The sequence below is a fragment of the Kitasatospora sp. NPDC127111 genome, from assembly GCF_042677465.1.
In the GTDB taxonomy this organism is placed as follows: Bacteria; Actinomycetota; Actinomycetes; order Streptomycetales; family Streptomycetaceae; genus Kitasatospora.
Map to the genome: position 1 here is coordinate 89704 of NZ_JBHXTG010000001.1, position 23709 is coordinate 113412.

The following is a 23709-nucleotide window of genomic DNA, read 5'->3' on the forward strand; positions in this document are numbered from 1 at the left end:
GGTCGCCGGGTGCCGACGGATGAAGTGGTAGCGGTCCTGCTCGGCGGCCAGTTTCTCGGCGGGCACGGCTGGGTGGGCTCGTCGAGGGGTTTATCGACGAGCCCACCCAGCCGTGTCGTCACGCCGCTGTCGGCTCCCAGCCGTAGCGCGAGAAGGCGGGACCGCCGGCGAGGTATGCGGTGAGCGCCTGTGTGGCCGTGGGGAAGGCCGGTTCCGGGAGGTGGCCGGCGGGAACCCAGCGGGCGGTGAGGTGCTTGTCGGGTTCGGTGTTGGTGAGCTCGCCGGTCCACTTGTCGGTGGCGAAGACGAAGAGGACGAACTGGCCGGCCTGGTCCCAGCCCTGTTCGACGTGAATGACGTGGACGAGTTCGAGGTCCGCCGGGTCGACGAGCAGGCCGGTCTCCTCCTTGAGTTCGCGGGCGGCGGCCTCGTCGAGGGCTTCGCCCGGCTCGGCCTTGCCGCCGGGGACGGTCCAGGCGGGGTGTGGGGACCAGTTGCGGGCGGCGTAGTGCACGGCGGCGATCGTGTCGGTTCTCTTGTCGTGGACGATCACGCAGACCGAGTTCCGGCTGTTCATCACGCTGTTGTGCGTCACGGTGCGGACTCCTTGTCGAGGTGCCGGAGGACGTCGGTGGTCCAGGATGGTCTGGTGGTGTGCCAGCTGAACCGGTAGCCGTTGGTGCCGAGGTAGGGCGTGGTGAGGATGTGGTGGAACTCGCACCATGCGGCGAACTCGCGCCAGGAGCATCCGGGCAGGCCGTGCCGGCGGGGATGGTGGTTGTAGGTGTCCACGGCCTGGCGGATGGTGTCCTCGGGCAGCGGACCGGTGGTCATGGTGGTGCTGACGACGAGCTTGGCGAGGTCGTAGCCGAATGGCGCGAGGGTGAGGGAGTCGAAGTCGATGACGGCCACGTCGGCGCCGACGATGAGGAAGTTGCGGGGGTTGGCGTCCTTGTAGAAGGCGGCCGGCATGGTCGCGGCCCGCTTCAGCCAGTCGTCGGCGGCCTCGGGCGTCATGGCCGGCTCCGGCACGGTGCCGGAGGCCAGGAGTTGGTGGAGGCGTTCGCGGCGGCCGTCGGCGAAGCCGGTGATGGTGATGGTGTCGTGGGTGTACGGCGTGTCGAGGCGGGCTGCGTGCAGCTCGCGGGTGTGAGCGGCGGTGTGCTGGTGTCCGAGGAGGTTGGCCAGGGCCACCAGGTCGTCGGGTCCGCCGTGTCGTCCTTCGAGGTGTTCGAAGTCGGTCTCGGTGGGGCGGACTTGGACGATCCGGGGGATGCGCACGTCGGGGTTGGCACGGGCGATCCACCTGTGGTGGGCCAGGGATTGCTGCTGGGCCTGGGAGCTCAGGTATGTCTTGGTGAAGGTCTTCATCGGCGGGCGGCCACGACGTAGGTGACGGTGGAGGTGGTCTCCAGCGGGCCGTTGCCGACGGTCTCCCGAAGCCGGCGGGCGATCTGCGCGACGTCGCCACCGAGTTGGTACTTCGGGTTGGTGGCTGCGTACTCCGCGATGTGGTCGGCGTCGGTGAAGCGGAAGCGGTGTTCGTGGTGGACGACCTGCTGCACGTCGAGGCAGGTGGCGACGATGTCGGCCTGGTTGTGGCTGTGGAAGGTCTCGTACAGGCTCGGCCGACTGGTGGCTTCGGGGTCGAGGCCGCTGGTGGCGATCACCTCGTCCAGCGTGCGGTAGCTGTCGGGCGATTTGGTGACGGTGATCGACAGCCCGCCGGGCGCCAGGCAGCGGGCGATCTCGGCGATCACTGTCGCCGGCCGGGGCGAGTGGTAGAGGCAGAACGCGGCCAACGCGACGGCCACGGAGGAGTTGGGCAGGTCGATGGCATGGAAGTCGCCGCGCAGGAACTCCACGCCCAGGCGGCCGGTGAGCCGGCTCCGGGCCTCGGCGAGGAGGGCGGTGGACTGGTCGAAGGCGATGAGCCTCGGCGGGTCGAGCCGCTCGGCGAGGGCGAGCGTGGTCGTGCCGCGTCCGCAGCCGATGTCGAGGACGGTACCGCGCAGGCCGGTGGCGGCGAGGTCGGCGATGACGGTGGCGGGGTGGGGACCGGCCGTCTTGGCGCGGGACAGCGCGCCGGTGCGCTGGGCGATGCGGCCCGCGTCGGCGTACAGGTCGTGGCGGACGCGGTCGGTGTCGAGGAACGGGTTGGCGGTCATGGACAGGTGGAGCCTTCCCGGTGCGAAGTGGGTCAGGTCATGTCTGTGGAGGGACGGTGGCGACGAAGCGGCGGGCGGCCCGGCGGCTGGTGAGGGTGACGACGCGGGCGTGGCCGGCGTGCTCGGCGATCAGCGCGCGGACCTTGGGCCGCATCTGGCGCCGGTAGCCGAGGATGTAGCGGATGAAGCCCCAGGTGATGCGGTCGAAGACGCCATGGGAGGTGTGCTGTCCGCCGCGGTAGCGCCGGCGTCGCTGCAGGATGCCGAGCAGACAGATGATCGGGGGGATGTCGAGGAAGATGACGGTGTCGGCCCGCTTGAGGCGGATCGGGAGGGTGGAGGCGTAGTTCCCGTCGATCACCCAGCGGGGCCGGGCGACGAGTTCCTCCTGGAGAGCAGCGAACTTCTCCTGCGGCAGCGGGTTCCAGTCGGCGTCGTAGTAGACGCCGTCGAGGTGGGTCAGAGGGGCATTGATCAGTTCGGCGAGCTGGCGTCCGACGACGGTCTTGCCGCTGCCGCCGCAGCCCATGATGGCGATCCTGTCCATGCCGCTACAGGCTAGCGAGCCGTGCGGCGGCTCGGACCCGGACTTCTTCGGGCCACTCGGACGAGATCTCCAGCGTGGTCATGCGCGGTCTCCTTCGAGCAGCAGGGGTGGGATGGCTGTGCCGGTCAGTGCGGCGGTGAGGGTGCGGAGCTGGCGGGTGAGGCGGAACGGGTCGAGCCGGTCGAGGCACCGGGCGATCAGGTCGGCGTGGGCCTGGCTGCCCGCGATCCGGGCGAGCGCGGTGACGGTGGCCACGACGTCGGCCGCGCTTGTGACGACCAGCTTGCGCGGGACGACCGTCTCGGCGGCCCGCAGGGTGCGCGGGGCCAGCGGCAGACAGCCGGCGAGGACGGCCTCGAAGAGTCGCTGGGTGAACTGGCCGGTCCTCGCGTACCGGTCCGGGGCGAGGAGCACGGTGGCCACCGCGGAGCGGTAGGTGGGGGTGACCTCGTCGAAGGGGATACGGCCGGTGAAGTTCACATGCGGCCAGCGGGCGGTGCTGTTCCACTTCCCGGCCACCCGGTGAGGCAGTTGGGCGGCGGCCGGGGCGAAGAACTCCTCGAAGGCGGTGTCGCGGTCGTACTGGTTGCCGATGTAGACGAGTGGCAGCAGGCGCTTCTCGGCCGCGAGGGTGGCCGGGTAGGCCCGGTCGAGGGCGTCGTCGGCGACCGGGAAGAGCAGGCTGGCCGCTCCCGGCGACGGGTACAGGGCCGGCTCGCACACCTGCAGATGCCGAACAGTCCGCAACGGGTCGTTAGCGGGCAACTGCTGGTCCTTGTCCCACAGCACCGTGCGGACGGCGAGCCGGTGGGTGTAGTGGTCGAGGAGTTCCTGCTGCCGGTGCAGGTCGCAGGTGTGCCCCTCGGTGCCGCAGGCGGTGGTGTTGCGGCCGGGGATCGGCCAGCGCCACTCCAGGAACAGGGCGTCGATCTCGGGCAGGCCGCCGTCCCATCGGTAGGTGGCGGTGAGGTCGGTGCCGGCCTCGGCGAGATCGCGGTTGGTCTGGAGGAAGACGATCTCGTGTCCAGCGGCGATCAGGCCGTCCACCAGGGTGCGGCGGTGGCTTCGCCCGCCGTCGGGGGTATCGGTGATCCCGGAGCCGAGGAAGCCCCAGTGGCTGTAGCCGATCCTCATGCCTTGGTCACCCACCAGTCCTCGATGAGGAGCGCGTCCAGCCCGGACTCGGCCAGGCAGTCCAGCGCCATCTCCGGGGTGCCGCAGATCGGCTTGCCCTTCACGTTCAGGGAGGTGTTGATCAGGACCGGCACGCCGGTGAGCTCGGCGAAGGCGGTCAGGATGTCGGCCAGGAGCGGGTTGTCCCTGGACGCGAGGGTCTGCACCCGGGCAGTGCCGTTGGCGTGGATGATCGCCGGGATCGTCTCGCGGGCCAGGTCGGTGACCGGGGAGGCCATGGACATGAACGGGGCCTCTTGGCCGAGGGTGAAGTAGTCGGCGGCCTTGTCGGCCAGGACCACGGGGGCGAACGGCCGGAACGGCTCGCGGAACTTCACCGTGGCGTTGAGCCGGTCGGCGACGCCGGGCCGCAGCGGCGAGGCGAGGATCGAACGGTGCCCGAGAGCACGCGGGCCTGCCTCCAGCTCACCCTGGAACAGGCCGATGATCGTGCCCTTGGCCAGCTCGCGGGCCGCGAAGCCGACCGGGTCGTCCAGGCGCTGGGCGGTCATCCCCGGCCGTGGCTCGGCCGGCAGCTCCAGGCCGGGGAAGGACGGGCCGAGGTAGCAGGCCCGCGCCAGCCCGGTCGGGAGGTCACCGTGCCGGTCGAGGTGGACCGTAGCAGCGGCGCCGATCGCGGTGCCGGAGTCACCGGGCGCGGGCGGCACGGCGACCTCGTCGAACAGCCCGGAGGCGATGATCTTCCCGATGCTGACGCAGTTCATCGCCACCCCGCCGCCCACGCACAGCAGCCGGGCACTCGTGCGTTCGCGGGCGATCCGCGCCAGGTGCAGCATCACCTGCTCGGTGCGTTCCTGGAGAGCGGCGGCGAGGTCGGCGTGGACCGGGGCGACTTCCTCTTCCGGTCGGCGGGGCGGGCAGGTGAGCGCGGTGAAGGCTGCGGTCAGCCGCGGGTAGCGGCGGTCCATGACCCGCAGGCCGATCAGCCGGTGATCGAGGGCGAAGCCGTTGGTGGTGAGCCGGACGGCCTTGGCGAACAGCGAGCGGAACCGCTTCGGGTCGCCGAGGGCGGCCAACGCCATGACGGTGCCCTCCTCGTCCCCGCGCCGCCAGCCGAGATGCTCGGTGACGGCGCCGTACAGGTAGCCGAGGGAAGCGGGGTCGTCGAGCGCGTGGACGATCCGGTATGAGCAGCCGGCCGCGCTCTGCCGCGCATGGCCGATGGTGGTGGTCTGGGTCTCGCCGAGGCTGTCCACCACCAGGATGGCGGCCTCCTCGTAGCCGGAGGCGGCGAAGGCGTACAGCCCGTGGGCGCGGTGGTGCAGGACGGGCTGCACCTCGGCGTCCGGGAAGATGTCGGCCAGGCGGGCAAGGCGTCGGCGGGTGTTGGCGGCGACCTGGGTGAACGAGCGGGCCCGGGGCAGGGCCCTGGCGGCCGTCGCCGGTCGCAGGGTGTGAGCGAGGGCGGAGGGGATTGCCCGGAGGTAGTGGTGCGGGGTGAAGTTGTACGCGACGGTGCCGATGTCGGCGATGGTCAGGCCCGCTTCGTCGAGGAGCCACTCCACGGCCTTGGCCGGGTAGCTCTTGTCGTGCTTGACGGCGCTGAGCCTCTCTTCCTCGACGAAGCCGACGAGTCGGCCGTCGACGAGCAGGGCGGCGGCAGAGTCGTGGGTGTAGGAGCACAGGCCCAGCACGATGTTGCGGTTCGCGGCCACGTTGGTCACCTCTTCACTGGGATCGCCGGGATGGGCATGGCCGCGAGCGGGATCCTCTGCTCGCGCTGGTCGTACCAGAGCGCCAGGGTCTCGGGCAGCGGCCCGGTCGCCTCGGCGGCCCTGGCACGGGCCTCGTCGCGGCGACCGGCCTTCCACAGCCGGTAGCTCGCCAGGACGGCGGCGAAGCCGTCCCAGACCGGGTGGCCGACGGCCTCACCCACCGTGACCTGCTTCAGCATCAGGTCGAAGTCATCCCACGGGATGCCGAGCGGCTGCCACTCGGGTGAGGCGGGCGCGTCGGCGGCGAGGCTCCAGGCCGTGTCCTGGTGCTGGGCGTACAGGTGCAGGGAGTCGACGTGATGGTGGTAGTCGCCGACCTCGGCGCCGAGCCATCCGGCCATCAGCTCGTGCAGGACGGTGGTGGTGATCAGGTCGTACGGCAGGCCGAGCCACACGTCCTGGCTCCGCATGCTGGTGTGCATCTCCAGGCGGCCCTCCCGCAGGTAGAAGCGGTATCCGAGGGTGCAGGGCACGTCCTTGTGGCCGGCAGTGTCGCGGCCGGGGTCGAAGATCTGGACGACGGCGCGGCGGCTCTCGTTGTCCCGGGTCAGCTGGCGGCGCACGTAGTCGAGCTGGTCCAACTGCCCATGCCAGCGCCGCAGGCGCGGACCGTAGGCACCCTGGAGGGCGCCGTGGTCGGTGAGGCCGGCCAGGCGGCTGTTGAAGTCGTGGATCCAGTCGGCGCTGGAGCCGGAGAGGATCCACACGGTCTCGGCGGCGGCGAACGCGGGGTTCAGTACCCGGTAAGGGCCGAGGTGGACCATCCGGGCGGCCGGGTTGGTCAGCTTGAGGTAGGCGCCCATGAGCTCGGCGGTGGCCATGCCGCGCGGCGCGACGCTGCGGCCCTGGCTCAGGATGGCCTTGCCGGCACGGGTGAACAGCGCGTTCGCGCTGTCCGCGGTGGTGACGAACACAATTCCTCCGGTGAAACGACGGGGCAGGATCGTTCAGGCGCCCACGGGCTGCGGGGAGTTGGCGTTGAGGTGGGCGAGCTGGCGCGAGACGCCCTGGGTGAGGGCGGTGCGGGGCTTCCAGCCCAGGAGGTCCACCGCCCGGGAGTTGTCGGCGAGGGTGGCCTCGACGTCGCCGGCCTGGGCGGGTAGCCGGTTGACCGGCACGGGGCGGCCGGTCAGCTCCTCGACGGCGGCCAGCACGTTCAGCACGGTGGTGGTAACGCCGGTACCGATGTTGAGGACCGTCGTGCCGATCGGGGCGGTCGCGGCGGCGATGGCGGCTCGGACCACGTCCCCGACGTAGGTGAAGTCCCGGCACTGGCTGCCCTCGCCGTAGAGGTTCAGGGCGGGTCCGCCGAGCGCCGCCGTGAGTGCGCGGCCGATCAGCATGTCATCGCGCTGGCGAGGGCCGTAGACCGTGAACAGGCGAAGTGCCACCGCGGTGACGGTGGAGGTGGCCTTGCCCGCGTGGGCCAGGCAGAGCTGTTCGCCGGCGAGCTTGCTGATCGCGTACGGCGACTCGGGGTTCGGCACGGTCTCCTCGCCGGTCGCGCCGCCGCTCGTGGTCCCGTAGACGCTGGAGGAGGACGCGTAGACCAGCCGGGGAACGCGGACGTCCTCGCAGGCGGCCAGCACGCGCTCGGTGGCGAAGACGTTGCAAGCGGTGTACTCGGCAAACCGATCGCCCCAGGAGCTGCGGACGCCTGGCAGTGCCGCGAGGTGGAAAACCGCGTCGGCCTGCAGGAACAGTGCCGTGAGCGGGCAGGTCCTCAAGTCGGCGGCGACGAAGGTGAAGCCGGGGTGGTCGAGGGCACCCGCCAGGTTCGCCGCCGCACCGAGGTCGCTGCGGGGGTCACGGCGGTCCACGCCGATGACGGTGGCACCCTCGCCAAGGAGGGCGTCGACCAGGTGCGAGCCGATGAAGCCGGCGGCTCCGGTGACGACCGCCCGGGACGGGGCGCGTCCTGGTGTTGTCTCGTGCTGCATTGAAGTCCCCCCAAGGGTCTTGTCGTTGGTGTCTGGATCGACGGCGCCGGACGGTCAGGACGTGTGCAGCGTGCGCGGGTGGGTGCCGTCGAGCGCCGTGGTGTGGCTGAGGGCCGATGCGGCGAGCTGGTGCTGGACGGCAGCCCCGAGCAGGGCGAGGCACAGGACGTGGCCGAGGGCCCATAGGCCGGTGAGAGCCGAGCCGATCGGGTCACGGGCCGCGTTGCGGCGTCGTCTGCCCGGCGTCCCGCCCAAGATGTGGATCATCACCTTCTCCTCCGAAGTTCCGTGCGCGGACCCGAAGGGCCACGGCGGTCGAGTGCGAACGACGTGAGATGCGCGCAGATCAAGGTGTGCTGCCCAACGGTTGGCCGGTGGCGAGGCTCGCTGCCTTGGCGGCCGGGGCGTGTCGAAACCATCACGCACCGCAACTCGGACCGGGAAGGGCTGGTGATGGTCAGTCAGGTCAGGTGTTGGTCAGAATGGTCAGATTCGCCCAACGGCGGAGGGCGGGACCGAGGGCTGCTGTACGTTGGCGTCGAACCTGTCAGCCGCATCGGACTTCGAGGTCACCTGTGGACGAAGGGTCTGTTCTCGGCGACTGCCTCAAGCGACTCGGCTGGTCGCCCGACAAACTGGCACGTGAGATCAACCGCGTGCGCCCGAACAGCATCAGCCCGAAAGCGCCCTACGGCTGGCTCAAGGGCTCCACGCCCCGCGGCTCGCTTCCGCAGATCGTCGCGTCGATCCTCTCGCACCACCTGAGGGAGACGATCACCGCCGAGGCCCTGTGGCCGGCGAAAGCCACCGCGCCTGGTGCCGACGGCTGGCTGCAGCAGCCGTGGTCGCAGGGCGGTACCTGGGAGGGACTCGGAGCGTTCACGGCGGGCCCCCTCCGTCCCGGCCTCGGTGTGTCGCCGCCCTTGTCCGGTCAGGGACTCATCGGCCCGGCCGTCGACTGGCTGACGACACCGGACGAGCCGGTCGCAGGGCGGCCCATTGGCGAGGCGATCAGCCCCCAGGCGATCGACGTCCTCGCTGACCGCGTCGCCCAGCTCCGTCGGCTCGACGATGCCCAGGGCGGCCCGCTGGTGCTGGACTGGATCACCCAAGACCTGAACTGGGCTGCACACTTGGCCCGCAACGGCACCTACGATCCGGCCATAGGGCAGCGCCTCCACAGCGTGCTCGCCGAACTCGCCCAGCTGGCCGGCTGGCTCGCCTGCGACCTCGGTCGCAACGCCCTCGGCCAGCGCTACCTCCTCTTCGGACTCCGCGCCGCGCACACGGCCAACAACCGCGCGCTCGGGGCGAACATCGTCTCCTGCCTGAGCTACCAGGCCACCTGGCGCAGTGCGCACGACGAGGCGCTTCGCCTGATCAAGATCGCCCGTCAGGGCGTCGGAGGCGCACCCGGCGGCGCAGTCCACGCCCTCCTCGCCACCAGGCAGGCCCGTGCCCATGCCCAGCTGGGCCACCTGGACGACTGCGCTCGGACCCTCGACGAGGCGGCTGCCCTGGTCGAGTCCGCAGCAGACAGCGGCACACCCGCGTGGGCCTACTGGGTGACACCGGCTGTCCTGGCCGCCGACGCCGGCCGCGCATGGCTCGAGCTCGGCCGTCCCGAGGTCGCCGAACGCCACCTGTTGCGTGGCCTGCAGCTGTTCGGTGACGAGCAGCCCCGGAACCGGCTGCTGCACACGATGTCCCTGGCAGAAGCCCGGCTGCGGCGGCAAGACCTCGACGGCGCCGCCGAGGCCACCCGCCAGGCCCTCGATCTCCGCTCGTACCTCGACTCCGGCCGTGCCAGACAGCGGATGGCCGGCCTACGCCACGAGTTCGAGCACTCCGACAGCCCATTGGCGCGCGACGTCACAGACGAGATCGGCGCCGTCCTGGCCGCGTAGCCTGGACTTCCGCACGCACCCGAGGAACCGCATGTACGTCCGCACACAGGTCCCGCTGGCTCCGCTCACCACGCTCGGCATCGGCGGCAACGCCGTAGTCCTCGCCGAGCTGACCGACCCCGCCGACTTCCCCGACGTCGTTGGCCTGGCCCGTCGGGAGGGCGCCCGGCCCTTGGTCCTCGGAGGCGGCAGCAACATCCTCGTGGCCGACGCCGGGTGCGGCGTGCCCGTCGTACGCATGGCCACCCAGGGCGTGGTGTTCGAGCGCGGTGACGACAGTGAGGCGGTCACCGTCACCGTCCAGGCTGGCCACATGCTCCAGGACCTCGTCGAGGAGACCATCTCCAACGGCCTGACCGGCATGGAGACGCTGATCGGCATCCCCGGCACGGTGGGAGCCACGCCGGTCCAGAACGTCGGCGCCTACGGGCAGGAAGTCGCGGACGTCCTCGTGCGCGTCACCGCCTGGGACTGGGTCACCGGCCGCGAGGTCACGCTCTCAGCCGAGGACTGCCGACTGGGCCATCGCACCAGCATCTTCAAGCACTCCACCCGCTGGACGCTCCTCACGGTGACGTTCCGGCTCCGGCGGTCCGAGCTGAGTACCCCGATCACGTACGGGATGGTCGCCAGGGTCCTCGACGTCCCCAAGGGAACGCCGGTCCTCCTTGCCGACGCTGCTGCCGCCGTGCTGAGCGTGCGCCGCAGCAAGGGCATGGTCCTCGACCCCGGAGACAGCGACAACCGCAATGTCGGCAGCGTCTTCCTCAGCCCGGTCGTCGACGAGAAGCAGGCCGAGAAGCTCCGGGTCGAGCAGGCACCCGTGAACACCTTCCCCGACGGCCTTACCAGGGTCAGCGCCAGCTGGCTGATCAAGGCCGCTGGGTTCGCCCTCGGCCAGCCCATCGCCCCGGGCATCCGGATGTCGACCAAGCACTTCACGCTCGTCGCGGAAGGCCACGCCACCGCCGGCGCGTTCGCCGAGGCCGCCCGGACGGTCGCCGAGAGCGTGCAGGAGGTCACGGGAATCCAGTTGACCCCCGAGCCTGACCTCTTCGGCGACGAACCCGCATACCTCCGCCTCAAGCAGAGCGCGCTCGCTGCAGCAGCCCTCTGACGCGGCTGGTCAGTCCGGACGACCACCCGGCAGAGCTCGCCTGGGGTCTGCCGCAAGGCCCGGTGCTCGCTAACCGACGGTGGCCAGTCCGGCGAGGTTCGCGCCGACGCTCTTCGCGGCGCGTAGGGCTGCGCGAGCCCGGGCGGCGCCGCTGCGAGTCACGGCTTCGTCGCCTCTGGCGACGGACGTGCGGGTTTCAAGGCCCGCACAAGGGCGGCAGATGCCCGGCCGCGGCACCGGGTCGTGGCACTTGGCGCACTCCGCGTACCGGGCCGCTGCGGGGCGCACAGGGGCCTGGACGGGTGGCATCTTGCGCTCCAGGCGGTTGCGGAGCACTGCTGTTGCGGAGTGCAGCGGGGTGGGCAGGCCAGGCAGCAGGGCGGCGGCAAGGTCGGTGTGGGTCGCGCCGCGTTCCAGCCACTGGGCGACCAGGGGTGCGAGCGTGCGCGCTTCGGCTTCGCCGACGTGCAGACGCGGCTCGGGACGGATCACCCGGAACAGCGTTGCGACCGCCTTACGGACCTGTTCGTCCGGCACAGCCGGAGCGTCCTTGGCGTCCTGGTGGTCCTCCTCCCGCCCTCCCGGCTCCGCGTCCGCCTCGTCGTCGGCCAGCTGGCCGACGACGGGCTCGGCGGGGAGGGTGGGTTCTTGGTACCGGTTACTTTCAAGAAGGGCGTCAGCACGGCCGCTGGTCGCTTCACCGGAGACCGGACGGGTGGCACCCGGCAGCGCGAGCTGCGGGGTGTCGTAGACGTGGGTCTCGGTGCGAATGGTGCCGTCGGGCATGCGGATCTTCTCGACGCGGTAGAAGCCGGCGTCGGCGAGCTCCTTCAGGGCCTTGCGGATGGCGCCGCGTCCCTGGGGGCTGGTGTCGGCCATGTGTCGGCCGTCCTCGCGCCAGCCGTCGGGGCGGGAGAGGAGGTCCGCGAGCAGGCCGCGGGCGGTGTAGGACAGCTGCCGGTACTGCAGGAGGCAGTTGGGCAGCACGGTGAAGTTGCGCACGTGGGCGCTACGATGGACACGCATTGGGAGTGACAGCTCCTGGTGCCGGACCCCGGGGTGTGACAGCACCGCCGGGGTCGCCTATTTTCGATTGGATCACGGAACGTAGCACACGTACCGCTCGAAGATCGACACGATCGTGAGCGATCACGATCACATCCTGCAGCCTTTACGAGCGGGCCAGTTGGCGATTCTCCCTGGACCTGCTCCGGCGAGCCACGAGCCGGGAACTTGTGCAAGCCCTTCTACGACCAATCCCGTCGCGGTCCTGCGTCGAGGGCGCGGGGAACTGCTGCGGTTGCTCGTCCCGGCGGGGAGACCGCCGCCGACCGTCGGCGGCGGTCTCCCCGTGTTGTTCAGCTCAGATTGGTGAAGCGTCAGTATTCAAGGTGCGTCGTATTCCAGCCGGCGCCGATCACTGCACGGGCTGCTCGCGGGCTGCCGGTGCTGGCTGCACTACCTCAGACTGCTGCGGGCCCGAGGTAGTGCAGGGCGGTGTGCGCGGCGTGCGGGGCGAGAAGGTCCTGCAGTTCGTGGGCAGCGGCTTTGAGGTGATGGCCGTCGCGGTTGGCGTGGAGGGTTTCGAGGACGAAGACGACGTGGGTCGTGTCCTGGGTGACACGGGTGCGGTGGGCGTCGCGGTGGTTCCAGTGGCGGGTCAGGACTCCGGTGGTGTCGCTGTAGATGATCTCGCCGGGGTTGGGGTGTTCGACGGTGTCGGGTTCGCCGAGCGGGGTGAAGGATTCGGTGCCGTCCGCGTGGCGGATGACGACGTCGCCGGCGACGTGGTCGAGGTCGAAGGCTCCGGCGGGCAGGCCGTGGCGCACGGAGACGGCGTTGTAGGAGTCGACGGCCGGGTTGATGCGCGGCAGGCTGCCCTTCTTGGCGAGGCGGCGGCCGAGGGCGTCGACGCTGGGGCGGACGCGGCGGGGGTTGGTACCGAAGGAGCGGTAGGCGGTGTGCCATGCCTCGATGCGGGGGTCACTCTCGTCTGCGGGCTGCCAGGTGCCGTCGGCGAGTTGCTGTTCCAGTTGCTGCACGGCGGTGTCGGTGCGGGGCCAGGGTTCGTGGCCGCGCAGACCGGTGGCGCTGACCACGGCGATGAGGGTGTCCGGGTGGGCAGCCGCGACGGCGGGGTCGAGGCGGAAGGCGGTCATGGGCGGTTTCCGTTTCGTGCGTCTGGGCGGGTGGGTCAGGGCTTCCAGGGGCCGATGCGGTCCAGGAGGCGCTGCTGCTGGCGTGCGGCGCTGGGGATGTCAGGTGAGGGCGAGGAGGCTGACGGCGACGGCAGCGGTGCCCAGGCCGATGAGCTGGCCGCGGTGGACGCGCTCGGCGAGGACACCGCGGGCGAGCAGGACCGTGCCGGCCGGGTAGAGGGCGGTGATCACGGCGACGACGGCGAGGTCCCCGCTGCGGGCGGCGAGCAGGAACAGCAGGTTCGCCACCGAGTCCAGTACCCCGGCGGCCGCCGACATCGCGTACGCGGGCCGCTCCGGGCCCAGCCGGTGGCGCATCAGCCCGGCTGCGGCCAGGGTGACGGCCGAGGAGATGGCCCGGCCTACGATCAGCGGAGCGACTCCGCTGTTGGCCGGGGCCTGGTGCAGGAAGATCAGCTGGAGGGCGATGGCGGCGCCCGCGCCGAAGGCCAGCAGCAGCGCGGTACGGGAGGGACGTGAGGAGGCGGTGCCGCCTCCGGCGCTGACCAGCACCACCGCCACCAGCGCGAGCGGCAGACCTGCCAGGCCGGCGATGCCGAGGTGCTCGCCTTGCAGCAGGCCAACCGCGACGGGCAGCGCGGCGGACACCAGCGCGGTCACCGGCGACAGCACGTTCATCGGGCCGATCGCCAGGGTGCGGTAGAGCAGGGCGAACGCGGCAGCGGACGCGACACCCGAGGCGGCGCCCCAGCCGAGGGCCCCCGTGCTGAACGAGGCGCCGAGGAACGGCCACAGCAGCAGTTCGACTGCCAGAGAGGCAGGGGCCGCGATCAGCACGGTCCGCAGTACATGGGCCTTGCGGGCGCCGAGGCCGCCGAGGAAGTCGGCGCACCCGTACGCGAGTGAACTCCCGAGAGCCAGCAGCAGAGCGATCACAGCACATCCCTTACCATTTCAATGGAACGACTCGACGGTACAACGAACCGACCAGTCGATGCCAACGGAACGACCGTGCGGTGCATTCAAATGCTCGACTGTGAGGATGGTGATCAGATGGCCGAGACCGCCGAGGCCCTGCGGACGGTCGCGCACAACGTCAAGGCGGCCCGCTTGCGCGCGGGCCTTTCCCTGGACGAGCTCAGCCGGCGTGCCCAGGTCAGCAAGGGCGCCCTGGTGGGACTGGAGAAGGCCCAGGGCAACCCCAATCTGGCCACCCTGGTCCGCCTCGCCGACACCCTCGGCATCTCGGTGTCCGACCTGATGCAGGGGCGACCCGAGGGCCGCGTCCGCGTCGTGGCCGCCGACACGGTGGCGCCGCTATGGACCGGCGAACAGGGCAGCGAGGCCCGGCTCGTGCTGACCACATCGGGCCCGGCTCCGGTCGAGGTCTGGCGCTGGCAGCTCGAACCGGGCGAGGAGTACCCCAGCCACCCCCACCAGGCCGGAGTCGTGGAGACCGTCAGCGTCACCTCCGGCCGGATGATCCTGGTCGTCGACGGCACCGAGCACGCCGTCGAAGCCGGCCAGACCGCCACCTTCGACGGCGACGCCCCCCACGCCTACCGAGGCGCGGGCACCGAAACCTGCCACCTGATCATGACGGTCCACCTGCCACCCGCTCCTGCGGCCACGGCCTGACCGCAACCCGCGCTGCCGACCGACACCGAGAGTGGTGAGCCTAGGAAGGCCACCGGCCGCCCCATGTTGCATCTGGCGCAACATCGTTGCATCGGCTACTCGGCGCAGATCAGCCGCGCAGCTGGCGCGCGAGCCCGGAAGCCCAACCCCAGCTGAGCTGCACGTTAGCCGCCGATGGTTCGCTCCGAGTTGTTGCAGCAGATGCAATTCGACCCGTTAGTTCCAGGTCGTTCCGGCCAGGAGCCCGTCGTAGCCGAGGCTGACCATGGCGGTGTTGAAGTCGTCCCACTCGTCTTCGGGGGTGGTGAAGTGCTGCTCGAAGAAGGCGAGGGTGAGGTCGGGCTCATGCCACTCGTGCGCGCACCGGCAGCGGACGAAGACCAGCTGGCGGACGTTGAGGAGGAGCCAGTCGCGGTGGGCCCGGCAGTGGGGGCAGGTGATCGGGATGCCGCGGGCGTCGAGTTCGTCGGGGTGGGGGACAGCGCGGATGGTGGTGGGGCGGTGGGCGTTCTCGTCGTGGCGGCGGTTGATCAGCGTGGTGCCCTTCGTCCGGTGACGGTTCCAGCGACACCACAAGACGTGCGGCGGCCGGGATGTTCCCGACCGCCGAAGACGACATCACATCGACACCTGACGGCGTCAGTAGGCGCAGTTGGGGCCGATGCCGATCAGATGATCCGCACGCCCGTGCGGGCGGCGAAGTCCCGGACGTCGGGAAGCTTGCGGTCGTGCCTCGTGATGCTGGGCGGGGCTCGGGGCATTCGGTTCCTTCGGTGGTCAGCGTCGGCGGGTGGGATCGTTGGCGGCCCTGGTGCCGGTCGGCGTGGTGGGTACCGGGGGCGAGGGTGTCATCGTGGTCCGGCCTCCGGTGCGGGCGCGTGCGATGTGGGCGCGTTGGTCGATGCGGTCGGCGGTGGCGTGCCGGAGGCGCCAGAGGAGGACTTCGGCGGGGCGGTCGGCGGTGGTCAACTCCCGTTGCCGGGCGGCGTCGGTGAGGGCGCGGTGGGGTGGTTGGCCGGAGGTTTCGGCCTGGGCGAGGGCGGTGGCCAGGGCGGGCCAGGAGGGGTCGGCGAGGATGCGCTGGGCGTGGTCGGGGACGGCAGTCTGGACGTGGGCGGCGAAGCGGTCGGTGGTCTTGGCGGTGGGGGTTCGGCGGGTGAGGTCGGCGATGACGGGTTCGGCCGTCTGCCGGTAGGCGGCTCGCAGGTGGACGAGGGACTGCTGGGCGGCTGCGGCCTGCTGCTGGTGACCTCGACTCTCGTGCCAGCGGGCGATGGCGATCAGGACGAACACGGCGGTGGACAGCAGGGCTGCGGCTGCGGCGCCGTCCTTGCCGGAGCCCGCGGCGTAGAGGAGTTCCTTGGCGGCCGAGCGCAGGGCGGCGGCCTGCTGGTGTTCGGCACGGATCTTGGATCGGGTGGCGCGGTTGAACGCGGTTGCGGCGGCCCGTAGTTCAGCGCGGGTGTGGACGGGGGCGGTGAGGGCGGCGGTGTGGAGGAGTTCGCCGAACGCGGCGGCCTGGGCCTGGATGGCGCCGTCTTGGCCGTCGACACCCGCGTCCTCGTCGGCGCTGTTCTGTCCGGCGAAGGCGAAGCGGACCGTGCCGACGAGGGCCGTTTCCGCCTGCCGCCACCGGTTGGGCTCGACCGCCGGCCGCTCGGGCGCGGTGGGTTGCTGGGCGGTGAGGCGTTCGCGCAGGCGGTTGATGGACAGGTCGGGGGAGAGCTTGGAGCCGCCGAAGTAGACGGGCTCGCCCTGGGCGTTGACGTCGCCGGGGCGGGCGAGGCTGTAGCCGAGGACGTCGCCAGTCTCGGGGCCGATGCGGTAGCGGATGTGGATGCCGAGGGCGGTGAGGGTGGAGAAGTACTCCTGCTCGTCGCGGACGGCTGCGGCGACGGCCTGGGCCTGCTCCCGCAGCCACTCCTTCGCGGTCTGCTCATGTCCGGCGCGCTGGGCCTTGGCCTGTTCGGCGCTGGTCGGCATCGGCGCTGCGGTGCCGTCGCCGGGGTTGAGCTGCCGCAGGCCGAGTTCCTTCTCGATCTTGCGGCACTCGGCCTGGGCGCGCCGGCCGTCGCGCTTGTTGCGGGGCCGGCGGCCGTCCTCGCGGACGGTGGTGGCCATGATGTGGATGTGGTCGTCGGCGTGGCGTACGGCGATCCACCGGCAGCCCTTGTCGTCGCCGTCGGGGGCGATGCCGGTGGCGTTGACGATCCGGCGGGCGACCTCGGCCCACTCGGCGTCGGTGAGGTAGCGGTCGCCGGGCGCGGTGCGGACCGGGCAGTGCCACACGTGCTGCGGCACCGGCTTGCCCGTACGCATCTCGCGGGCGCGGACGGGCTGGTCGAGGTAGTCGGCCAGCTGGTCCAGGAGCTGGTGGTGCTGGTCGAGGGGCGCGCGGCCGGGGTCGGGCAGGCCGGGCATGGCGAAGGCGGCGACGATGTGCGGGTCGGAGTGCTCGTCGCGGCGGCCGGGGCCGAAGAGGTAGGAGAGCAGGCCGCGGGTGCGCGCGCCGGTGGAGACGTCAGGCACCACGGCGGCCTCCCGGAGCCACGCGCTGGTAGGCGAGGCGGGCCTCGGCCGCGCAGGCGCCGAGGGCGTCCAGGACCTTCATGGCGCGCTCGGGGATCGGACCGAGGTAGATCTCGGCCATGAGCTGGTTGAGGTTGTTGCCGGCCCGGTCGATCGCCCGCTGGTGGGTGCCGACCGCCTGGGTGAGCTTGTCGACGGCCTCCCGGTCGGGCAGGGGGACGAAGCCGTCGGGGCGGCCGGTCTTCACCACTTCCTGTGCGACGCTCAGTGCCGAGTCCGCCAGGAACGCGGAGCGCGAGCGTCCGAGCCTGGCGGCGGCGATGTCGATCAGGTCCCGCTCGGCCGGCTCCACGGAGCAGGTGAGCTGAAGGGTGCGCTTGGTTCCGGAACGCGGCCGGTACATCCGCTCGGCCAGCGCAGCGATGCACTCGTCCACCGGAAGGGGAGTGCGGTCGAGTTCCGGAACGCCGAGGTGGATGAACTCGGCGGTGGTCACGGTCGGCGCTTCACGAACGATACGAACGTCGGCGTCGGCACGCTCGGAGTCGTCGCTCGGCAGCGGCTCGGCGTTGGGCTCGGAGATCTGGTCCTGGTCGTGGCCGCCCTCGGTCACGACCTCCTGGTCCGGCGCGCCCTCGTGCCGGTCCTGCCCCGCCACCCCTGGGGCGGGGTCAAGCGCAAAGTCCGCGTCGCCAACGGCGATGTGGACTTTGCCCCAGCTTGCTCCGCCAGCGGCGGTCAGTTCGGACGCCTGCTGCGGATCGCCGTTGGGAGCAGGCGAGTTGAGGAGCGCTTCCAGACCGTCATCGGGGCTGCCGGTGTGCTGGGGGTCGGACTGGTGGATCGTCAGAGGAGGCTCCTGGGAACGGGTGGGGACTGTGGGTGGGATCGGACTGGACCTGGTCCAGATCACGGAGAGGGGATCCGGGTGCCTCGTGCGACGGTGCCGGCGAGGCACCCGGGGTGAGCGGAAGTGTGGGGATCAGATGCCGGCGGCGGGACCGTCGCCGTCCGGTTCGTCCGGACGGACCATCTTCATGACCGCGGTGAGGCGTTCGTCGGACAGCGTGAGGCCCTGTGCGCGGACCGCGTCCCGGACGACGGACCGGCTCAGCCTCCCGGTGTCCGTCCACGCTCGGACGGCGATGCCGGCCAGCTCGTCCAGCGATGCGCCTGCCGGTCGGCCGACGGGCCGGGGCTCCGGAACCTGCCCGGCAATTCCGCTCGGCCCCTGGCCTGCGGCTTCGTGGTCCACGGTGTCGTCGGTCCGGGCGTGCTCCGCGCGGTCTGGGTCTGTCCACGGGAGGTCCTCGCCTGCGGACAGACGACCTGAGCGGAATTGCCCGTCCGGGTCCGGGTCCGGTTCCAGACGCCCCTCTCCGTCCGGTCCGTCCGCATGCTGCAGCAGTCCGGCGGCCTCGTCCACGGTCCGGTTCGGTCCGGTTCGTCGAGCCTCCACGGTCTGGTCCGGTCCGGCGGACCGTCCGTCGTCCGGAGACCGTCCGGTGCCAGAAGAGGGGGCGGGGACCGGATTGCGGACCACCGGCTCGCCGTTCGGTTGGACAGCGGGCCGGATGTGGCGGGTGGTGTGGATGCCGAGGTGGACGGCTCCAGCGAGCGCGAGCGGGGAGATGGCGGACAGGACGCCGACTGCCGTGTCGCTCAGGTGCAGGGGCCCGCCGGTGGCGAGGGCCTGCTGGTTGAGTCGGACGGCGTGGAGGGTGTTGGCCCAGATGCTGGCGGCAGTGGAGGTGCCAAACAGTAGCCAGACGTACGCGCGGGCGGTGAGCGGGGCGGTGCGGAGGAGGAGAAGGGCGCGGACGCTGTACGCAACGAACCCGTCGATGATGAGCGGGAACAGGTAGGCGAGCTGGTCGCGGATGTGGATGGCAAGGGCCATCTGGCGCAGGGCGTCGTAGGAGAGGGCGAAGCCGACAGCAGCGAGCAGGCCAATCGCGGCGAAATCCCAGACGGTTACACGGTTGGTGCGGGCGGCGGCGCGGTCCGTGGTGGGCATATGGGTGGTGGTCCTCCTTGGGGGCGGTCGAGGTTGGTGGCGGTGGGCCGTTGCATCCGTCTTGGGCGTCCACGGCCCTTGTCCCGGTTGGCGGGTCGAGCTGGTGGTGCCGTCCCACACGCCGTCGCTGCGGTGTACGCCGGCTCCGGCGGCAAGCGGGTGCGATACGGAAGGTGTGATGGCGGGTGGGGAATGCCGTCCCGGCTGCGCTGTGCGAGACATGGGATGCAACGGTGGGGACGGGACCTACCGCTTCTGGCGGGTGGAATCAGGCAGCCGGTGCGCGGGGCGGGAGCGGGTGGACCTTGGGGCAGTAGCGGCGCCAGGAGTCGGCGAACTTGTTGAAGGTGTAGCCCTTGCGCTGGGTGCCGTCGGGCAGGCGGATGTTGGCGGAGGAGATCTGGTAGTCCTTCAGCAGTCCGGAGAGCGCGCGGGCGGTGAGGCCGCCGCGTCCGTGCTCGGCCCACGGTGCCTCGGGGTCGTCGTTCAGCGACGCGAGGAGGGCGGTCGTGGCCAGGGTGTCCGGGTCGCCGTGGGCGAAGAAGATCCGGCGGATGTCGGCGAGGATCCTCGCTCCGCCGCAGCTGTCCTCCTCGATCACCTCCTCCGCAGCCACCATGCGCACGCACGCCTGGCGGGCCCGGCGCGGCCAGGAGCCGCCGGCAAGGTCGGCGACCGCGATCAGGGGCTCCCAGGTGTCGGCGGCCCGGTCCTCGACCGGCATGTCCGGCTCCAGCACCTGAGCCTGCTCGGCCACCTGGCCTGCCCACAGGGAGAGTTTCGCGCGGGTCTCCCGAAGGAGGACACCGTCTCGGCGGTCGCGCAGCGGCGCGACGACCTCGCCGTCGGCACGGCGGCGCATGCGGATCACGATCGACCGGTCCATGATCGTGTCCGGCAGATCGCCGATCCCGGCCAGGGCGGCCATGGCGAAGGTCTCGAACTCCCGGGCCTGGTGGTCGTTGCCAACAGCTCGGGTGACCGGGCGGTTGCGCTGGTGGCCGGCGTTCAGCAGGCCACGGATGTCCTCGTACTTCTCGGCGGTCCTGGGGTTGCCGAAGATGGTGTCGACCTCGTCGACCAGCAGGGTGCGGGGCCGGTCGCTGATCGTGCGGTAGATGGCCGCCGCGCTGGTGTTGACGGTGATCAGCGGGTCGTGGACGGTCTCGACCAGGACGTCGAGCAGGCGGGACTTGCCGCACCGGCGGGCGGGAGCCACGATCGCCAGGCGCGGCGCGTGGTGCCACACCGCCTGCAGGTGCGTCGCGGCAGCCCACAGCGTGACCGCGTCCAGGGCCTCCGTTGACGGCAGGACCGCGTACCGGCGGATGTGGGTGTGCAACTCAGTCAGCAGTACGGCACCCGGCGACTCCGGCATGCCCGGAACCGCGGTGGAGCTCGGCAGGTTGCCGGTCTCGCTGCCGACGGTGGCCGGCTCTTCACCAGCGATGGACTCCGACACCGGCTGGTCGGACACGTGAACGCCGGGGTGACCCGGCTGGGCAACCGGCGGCCACGAGGCCGCCAGAACAGGCAGGTTGGGCAGGTTGGACGTGGGGGTGATGGGGGACTCCAGACTGCGGTGCGGCGGCGAACCGCCGCACCGCTCAGGGGGCAAGGAAGGAATGCCGCCTCGCCATTCGAGATTGCGAACCGGGGTTGCGGCGAGGACGGTACGACTGCGCGGAGCCAAGATCCACCGCACGGCGGCAAGTCAGCCGACGGCAGACAGGAGCGCTCCTCGGCTCAGATGCGGTGAGGCGGATGCGATCAGGCGGCCTGGTCGGCGCTCTGGCTGTCGAGCCAGGCTTCCACCTCCGTCCAGCGGTAACGCAGGTGCCGGCCGACCTTGATCGCCGTCGGGCCCTGGCAGCGGTGGCGCCAGGCGTAGACGGTCCCCAGCGGGACACCGAGGTACGCGGCGAGCTCCTCGGCACTGGCCAGCGGACGGCGATCAGCGGTGGCACGGGAAATCTTGGACAAGAGGTCTCCGGAGGGTAGGGGATAAGGGGAATTCGGGCAGGTCGGCGAAGGCCCGCGAGAGCAGGTGCGTTTCCGCGCGAAGAGAAGTCTGCGCGCGGCCCGGCCGGAAACCTAAAAAGGACCCCAGCCCGCCATCCTGCGACCCCGGGCGGAGTCGTGGCCTGCCCGGCGGGGCGACGTGCGAAGCATTCTCCATGCGACCCGGCTCGCAACCTAAAACGGCCCCGGATCGGCTCACCGACCGCCTCCGAGGACAGAGGTCCGCCCAGCCTCCACGGCTCTACGGCACGCCATGTGCAAGCTCGACCGCGTCTTGCTGCGGATCGGCGTCACGATCGCGCCGGCCACGCGAATGCGCTGCTGGAATCCTGGGACGATCCGGCACGATCGGACACTATCGGGCACGAAAATCGCTGTACGGGAAACTCGCACTTGACAATCGGCCGCCGCTCGATCAATATCCAACACCCCGCCAAGAGCAGGCACTGAGATCGCTCCTGCCTGCGCGGTCCATTCGATGGCCAGACCTTCTCGCCGCCACCTCCACTCGACTGCCGGCCAAAGGCCGGAATTCCCCCTGCCCCGACCCAAGGAGCCGAATGGCGACCGTTTACGACACCTGGCACAAGACCCACCCCCGCCCCACCGACAAGCCCTGCTGTGAGCACAAGGGCAAGTACCCCACCGCCGACCACGGCAAGGGCAAGCGATGGCAGGTCCGCTACCGCGACCCCAGCGGCGAGCAGCGCAAGCTCAACTTCGCCCGGCGGGCCGACGCCGACGCAGAGGCTTCGCGCCTCGACAACGACCTCAACCGCGGGGCCTACATCGACCCCACCCTCGGCAAGGAGACGTTCCGCGAGGTCGGCGAGCGGTGGCGCGCGAGCGCCGTCCACGGGTCGAGCACCGTAGAGCGCGTCGACCGGGCGCTTCGCCTGCACATCTACCCGATCCTCGGCGACGGGGCCATCGCGGGCTTCAAGACCTCGGAGATCCAGGCGTGGGTCAAGGACCGCTCGAAGGTCCTGGCGCCGTCGACCCTGCGGGTGCACTACAGCTACGTGACCGCGATCTTTCGTGTAGCGGAGCTCGACCGCCAGATCCCGTTCAACCCGACGAAGGGGGTGAAGCTGCCACCTCCGCCGCGCACGGAGATCGTCCCGCTCGCCGTCGAGGTCGTGGCTGCCCTGGTCGATGCTGCTCCTGGCTGGTACCGGGTGCTGCTGCTACTGGCGGCGGCCTCGGGACTGCGTCAGGGCGAGCTGTTCGGACTCGAGCTGGAGCACATCGACTTCAAGCGCGGCACGGTCCAGGTGAAGCAGCAAGTGGTCGGCCCTGATCGGGGCGAGCCGTACCTTGCGCCGCCCAAGACCCACGAGAGCTACCGGACGGTCCCGGTGGCCAAGCCCGCGATGGACGCGCTGGCGGCGCATCTGGAGAAGTACCCGGCTCGCCGGGTCGATATCGAGGACCGCACCGACCCGCGCCCCTCCAAGTGGAAGCGGCGGAAGGCGCTGCTCGTCTTCACCAACGAGCGCGGCGAGGCGATCCGCCGTGCGGCCTGGGCGTCGGTGTGGGAGACCCTCGTGCGGGTGGCCGACAAGGCCCTGCGGAAGCAGTACGAGGGTGCGCTCAAAAGCTGGGAACGCCGTGGCCGGCCGACCGACGCGGAGCCGACGCTCCGTCGGGTGCCGGACGACGCCACGATGCACGACCTCCGGCACTTCTACGCCTCGGTGCTGATCAAGCACCGCGAGAGCGTGAAGACGGTGCAGAAGCGGCTCGGCCACGCCAAGCCGTCGATCACGCTCAACACCTACACGCACCTGTGGCCGGACGAGGAGGACACAACAAGGGCTGCGATCGAGGCTGTCTTCCGCATTGTGCCCTCGATGTGCCCTCCCGGGCCGAAAAGCTAGCGTTTCCGCTGGTCAGCGGGGTCGACTAGCGGTAGTTCACGAACTGGATCGCGAAGTCGAGGTCCTTGCCCTTGAGCAGCGCCTGCACGGCCTGCAGGTCGTCCCGGCTCTTCGAGCTGACGCGCAGCTCGTCGCCCTGCACCTGGGCCTTCACGCCCTTCGGGCCCTCGTCGCGGATGATCTTCGCAACCTTCTTGGCATCGTCCTGGGAGATGCCCTCCTTCACGTTCGCGAAGATCTTGTACTCCTTGCCGGACAGCTGCGGCTCCTTGGCGTCCAGGGCCTTCAGCGACAGACCGCGCTTGATGAACTTGCTCTGCAGCACGTCCAGCACGGCCTTCACCCGCTCCTCGCCGTTGGCCTTCATCTCGATCGTTTCGCCGGAGCGGCTGATCTCGGCGCCGACGTTCTTGAAGTCGAAGCGGGTGGCGATCTCGCGGGAGGTCTGGTTGATCGCGTTGTCGACCTCCTGCCACTCGACCTTCGAGACGATGTCGAAACTGGAGTCGGCCATGGGTGTTGGTCTCCTTGATGCTCTGGCTTCACTGGCACGGCCCGCCCCACCGGACGCCCGCCGTCCCAGCCTATCCAGCCCCGCCCCACCCCCGCCCGCGACGGCCACGCGGCACCCCGTGATCGTCACGCGGTCAACCGAGTGGCGAACCACCCCCCGACATCAGGTATCGTTTACGACGTCGAACGGGGCAAGCGCCCGGGGAGACACCAATCCTGGCTGGTTGCCCGAGCGGCCAAAGGGAGCAGACTGTAAATCTGTCGCGCAAGCTACGCAGGTTCGAACCCTGCACCAGCCACAGGATAGAAAACAGGCCCTGATCTGCGGAAACGCAGATCAGGGCCTGTTTCGTTGTGCTCGAA

At 70.7% G+C, this 23709-nt stretch carries 23 protein-coding genes and 1 tRNA gene; 5 read left to right on the forward strand and 19 right to left on the reverse strand.

Going from position 1 to position 23709, the window contains the following annotated elements:
• Positions 1 to 118: 118 nt before the first annotated feature.
• The 9 genes from ACFVHB_RS00455 to ACFVHB_RS00495 form a co-directional block, all read right to left on the reverse strand.
• On the reverse strand, positions 119 to 595 hold the full coding sequence (locus tag ACFVHB_RS00455) for an NUDIX domain-containing protein (RefSeq protein ID WP_380314021.1): 477 nt from the start codon (positions 593 to 595) through the stop codon (positions 119 to 121).
• Positions 592 to 1371 (reverse strand): aminoglycoside phosphotransferase family protein, encoded by a 780-nt coding sequence (locus tag ACFVHB_RS00460; RefSeq protein ID WP_380314022.1) that lies wholly within the window; start codon positions 1369 to 1371, stop codon positions 592 to 594. The genes ACFVHB_RS00455 and ACFVHB_RS00460 overlap by 4 nt, the downstream gene beginning before the upstream one ends.
• Positions 1368 to 2168: a class I SAM-dependent methyltransferase gene (locus ACFVHB_RS00465; protein ID WP_380314023.1), complete on the reverse strand. Its 801-nt coding sequence runs from the start codon at positions 2166 to 2168 to the stop codon at positions 1368 to 1370. Before ACFVHB_RS00465 ends, ACFVHB_RS00460 begins: the two co-directional genes overlap by 4 nt.
• Positions 2169 to 2205: 37 nt before the next feature.
• A complete protein-coding gene (locus ACFVHB_RS00470; protein ID WP_380314024.1) occupies positions 2206 to 2715 on the reverse strand; it encodes a topology modulation protein in 510 nt (169 codons plus the stop codon).
• Between the two features lie 78 nt (positions 2716 to 2793).
• Positions 2794 to 3849 (reverse strand): hypothetical protein, encoded by a 1056-nt coding sequence (locus ACFVHB_RS00475; RefSeq protein WP_380314025.1) that lies wholly within the window; start codon positions 3847 to 3849, stop codon positions 2794 to 2796.
• Positions 3846 to 5564 carry a carbamoyltransferase gene (locus ACFVHB_RS00480; RefSeq protein ID WP_380314026.1) on the reverse strand — a complete coding sequence of 573 codons (1719 nt, stop codon included), beginning with the start codon at positions 5562 to 5564 and terminating at the stop codon, positions 3846 to 3848. Before ACFVHB_RS00480 ends, ACFVHB_RS00475 begins: the two co-directional genes overlap by 4 nt.
• Before the next feature lie 5 nt (positions 5565 to 5569).
• Complete coding sequence (locus ACFVHB_RS00485) at positions 5570 to 6538, reverse strand: thymidylate synthase (protein WP_380314027.1); 969 nt, start codon at positions 6536 to 6538, stop codon at positions 5570 to 5572.
• Positions 6539 to 6571: 33 nt separating this feature from the next.
• Positions 6572 to 7564, reverse strand: a complete 993-nt coding sequence (locus ACFVHB_RS00490) for an NAD-dependent epimerase/dehydratase family protein (RefSeq protein WP_380314028.1) — start codon at positions 7562 to 7564, stop codon at positions 6572 to 6574.
• A 54-nt stretch (positions 7565 to 7618) separates the two neighbouring features.
• Positions 7619 to 7831 carry a hypothetical protein gene (locus ACFVHB_RS00495; protein WP_380314029.1) on the reverse strand — a complete coding sequence of 71 codons (213 nt, stop codon included), beginning with the start codon at positions 7829 to 7831 and terminating at the stop codon, positions 7619 to 7621.
• 308 nt (positions 7832 to 8139) lie between these two features.
• Between ACFVHB_RS00495 and ACFVHB_RS00500 the strand changes: the two genes are divergently transcribed.
• Together ACFVHB_RS00500 and ACFVHB_RS00505 are read left to right on the forward strand one after the other, a co-directional pair.
• Positions 8140 to 9471, forward strand: a complete 1332-nt coding sequence (locus tag ACFVHB_RS00500; protein ID WP_380314030.1) for a hypothetical protein — start codon at positions 8140 to 8142, stop codon at positions 9469 to 9471.
• A 31-nt stretch (positions 9472 to 9502) separates the two neighbouring features.
• Positions 9503 to 10588 (forward strand): UDP-N-acetylmuramate dehydrogenase, encoded by a 1086-nt coding sequence (locus ACFVHB_RS00505; RefSeq protein WP_380314031.1) that lies wholly within the window; start codon positions 9503 to 9505, stop codon positions 10586 to 10588.
• 69 nt (positions 10589 to 10657) lie between these two features.
• On the opposite strand, the gene ACFVHB_RS00510 is transcribed toward ACFVHB_RS00505, so the two are convergent.
• From ACFVHB_RS00510 to ACFVHB_RS00520, 3 genes are all read right to left on the reverse strand, one after another.
• Complete coding sequence (locus ACFVHB_RS00510; RefSeq protein WP_380314032.1) at positions 10658 to 11614, reverse strand: hypothetical protein; 957 nt, start codon at positions 11612 to 11614, stop codon at positions 10658 to 10660.
• A gap of 437 nt (positions 11615 to 12051) precedes the next feature.
• Positions 12052 to 12747, reverse strand: coding sequence for a B3/4 domain-containing protein (locus tag ACFVHB_RS00515; RefSeq protein ID WP_380314033.1), 696 nt, complete (start codon positions 12745 to 12747; stop codon positions 12052 to 12054).
• A 99-nt stretch (positions 12748 to 12846) separates the two neighbouring features.
• Positions 12847 to 13683 (reverse strand): EamA family transporter, encoded by an 837-nt coding sequence (locus tag ACFVHB_RS00520; protein ID WP_380314034.1) that lies wholly within the window; start codon positions 13681 to 13683, stop codon positions 12847 to 12849.
• 117 nt (positions 13684 to 13800) lie between these two features.
• Between ACFVHB_RS00520 and ACFVHB_RS00525 the strand changes: the two genes are divergently transcribed.
• Positions 13801 to 14385 carry a helix-turn-helix domain-containing protein gene (locus ACFVHB_RS00525; RefSeq protein ID WP_380314035.1) on the forward strand — a complete coding sequence of 195 codons (585 nt, stop codon included), beginning with the start codon at positions 13801 to 13803 and terminating at the stop codon, positions 14383 to 14385.
• A gap of 216 nt (positions 14386 to 14601) precedes the next feature.
• On the opposite strand, the gene ACFVHB_RS00530 is transcribed toward ACFVHB_RS00525, so the two are convergent.
• The 6 genes from ACFVHB_RS00530 to ACFVHB_RS00555 all read right to left on the reverse strand — a co-directional run bounded on the left by ACFVHB_RS00530 (position 14602) and on the right by ACFVHB_RS00555 (position 20914).
• Positions 14602 to 14961, reverse strand: coding sequence for a hypothetical protein (locus tag ACFVHB_RS00530; protein WP_380314036.1), 360 nt, complete (start codon positions 14959 to 14961; stop codon positions 14602 to 14604).
• 201 nt (positions 14962 to 15162) lie between these two features.
• Positions 15163 to 16917 (reverse strand): relaxase/mobilization nuclease domain-containing protein, encoded by a 1755-nt coding sequence (locus tag ACFVHB_RS00535; protein ID WP_380314037.1) that lies wholly within the window; start codon positions 16915 to 16917, stop codon positions 15163 to 15165.
• Positions 16907 to 17827, reverse strand: a complete 921-nt coding sequence (locus ACFVHB_RS00540) for a DUF1778 domain-containing protein (protein ID WP_380314038.1) — start codon at positions 17825 to 17827, stop codon at positions 16907 to 16909. The genes ACFVHB_RS00535 and ACFVHB_RS00540 overlap by 11 nt, the downstream gene beginning before the upstream one ends.
• Positions 17828 to 17896: 69 nt before the next feature.
• On the reverse strand, positions 17897 to 19153 hold the full coding sequence (locus tag ACFVHB_RS00545; protein WP_380314039.1) for a DUF2637 domain-containing protein: 1257 nt from the start codon (positions 19151 to 19153) through the stop codon (positions 17897 to 17899).
• Positions 19154 to 19199: 46 nt separating this feature from the next.
• Positions 19200 to 20408 (reverse strand): DUF3631 domain-containing protein, encoded by a 1209-nt coding sequence (locus ACFVHB_RS00550; protein WP_380314040.1) that lies wholly within the window; start codon positions 20406 to 20408, stop codon positions 19200 to 19202.
• A 293-nt stretch (positions 20409 to 20701) separates the two neighbouring features.
• A complete protein-coding gene (locus ACFVHB_RS00555) occupies positions 20702 to 20914 on the reverse strand; it encodes a helix-turn-helix transcriptional regulator (protein WP_380314041.1) in 213 nt (70 codons plus the stop codon).
• Positions 20915 to 21513: 599 nt separating this feature from the next.
• On the opposite strand from ACFVHB_RS00555, the gene ACFVHB_RS00560 reads away from it, so the two are divergent.
• A complete protein-coding gene (locus tag ACFVHB_RS00560; RefSeq protein ID WP_380314042.1) occupies positions 21514 to 22833 on the forward strand; it encodes a tyrosine-type recombinase/integrase in 1320 nt (439 codons plus the stop codon).
• A 25-nt stretch (positions 22834 to 22858) separates the two neighbouring features.
• On the opposite strand, the gene ACFVHB_RS00565 is transcribed toward ACFVHB_RS00560, so the two are convergent.
• Entirely contained in the window at positions 22859 to 23347 is a 489-nt protein-coding gene (locus tag ACFVHB_RS00565) for a YajQ family cyclic di-GMP-binding protein (RefSeq protein WP_380314043.1), read from the reverse strand.
• A 217-nt stretch (positions 23348 to 23564) separates the two neighbouring features.
• Between ACFVHB_RS00565 and ACFVHB_RS00570 the strand changes: the two genes are divergently transcribed.
• A tRNA-Tyr gene (locus ACFVHB_RS00570) sits at positions 23565 to 23645 on the forward strand.
• Positions 23646 to 23709 lie beyond the last annotated feature (64 nt).

Excerpts from the sequence above, each read along its gene's own strand:
- ACFVHB_RS00565 (WP_380314043.1), bottom strand. The coding sequence starts at position 23,347 with ATGGCCGACTCCAGTTTCGACATCGTCTCGAAGGTCGAGTGGCAGGAG.
- ACFVHB_RS00515 (WP_380314033.1), bottom strand. The coding sequence starts at position 12,747 with ATGACCGCCTTCCGCCTCGACCCCGCCGTCGCGGCTGCCCACCCGGAC.
- ACFVHB_RS00465 (WP_380314023.1), bottom strand. The coding sequence starts at position 2,168 with ATGACCGCCAACCCGTTCCTCGACACCGACCGCGTCCGCCACGACCTG.
- ACFVHB_RS00505 (WP_380314031.1), top strand. The coding sequence starts at position 9,503 with ATGTACGTCCGCACACAGGTCCCGCTGGCTCCGCTCACCACGCTCGGC.
- ACFVHB_RS00545 (WP_380314039.1), bottom strand. The coding sequence starts at position 19,153 with ATGTCTCGCACAGCGCAGCCGGGACGGCATTCCCCACCCGCCATCACA.
- ACFVHB_RS00470 (WP_380314024.1), bottom strand. The coding sequence starts at position 2,715 with ATGGACAGGATCGCCATCATGGGCTGCGGCGGCAGCGGCAAGACCGTC.
- ACFVHB_RS00510 (WP_380314032.1), bottom strand. The coding sequence starts at position 11,614 with ATGCGTGTCCATCGTAGCGCCCACGTGCGCAACTTCACCGTGCTGCCC.
- ACFVHB_RS00495 (WP_380314029.1), bottom strand. The coding sequence starts at position 7,831 with ATGATCCACATCTTGGGCGGGACGCCGGGCAGACGACGCCGCAACGCG.
- ACFVHB_RS00460 (WP_380314022.1), bottom strand. The coding sequence starts at position 1,371 with ATGAAGACCTTCACCAAGACATACCTGAGCTCCCAGGCCCAGCAGCAA.
- ACFVHB_RS00490 (WP_380314028.1), bottom strand. The coding sequence starts at position 7,564 with ATGCAGCACGAGACAACACCAGGACGCGCCCCGTCCCGGGCGGTCGTC.
- ACFVHB_RS00560 (WP_380314042.1), top strand. The coding sequence starts at position 21,514 with ATGGCGACCGTTTACGACACCTGGCACAAGACCCACCCCCGCCCCACC.
- ACFVHB_RS00525 (WP_380314035.1), top strand. The coding sequence starts at position 13,801 with ATGGCCGAGACCGCCGAGGCCCTGCGGACGGTCGCGCACAACGTCAAG.
- ACFVHB_RS00475 (WP_380314025.1), bottom strand. The coding sequence starts at position 3,849 with ATGAGGATCGGCTACAGCCACTGGGGCTTCCTCGGCTCCGGGATCACC.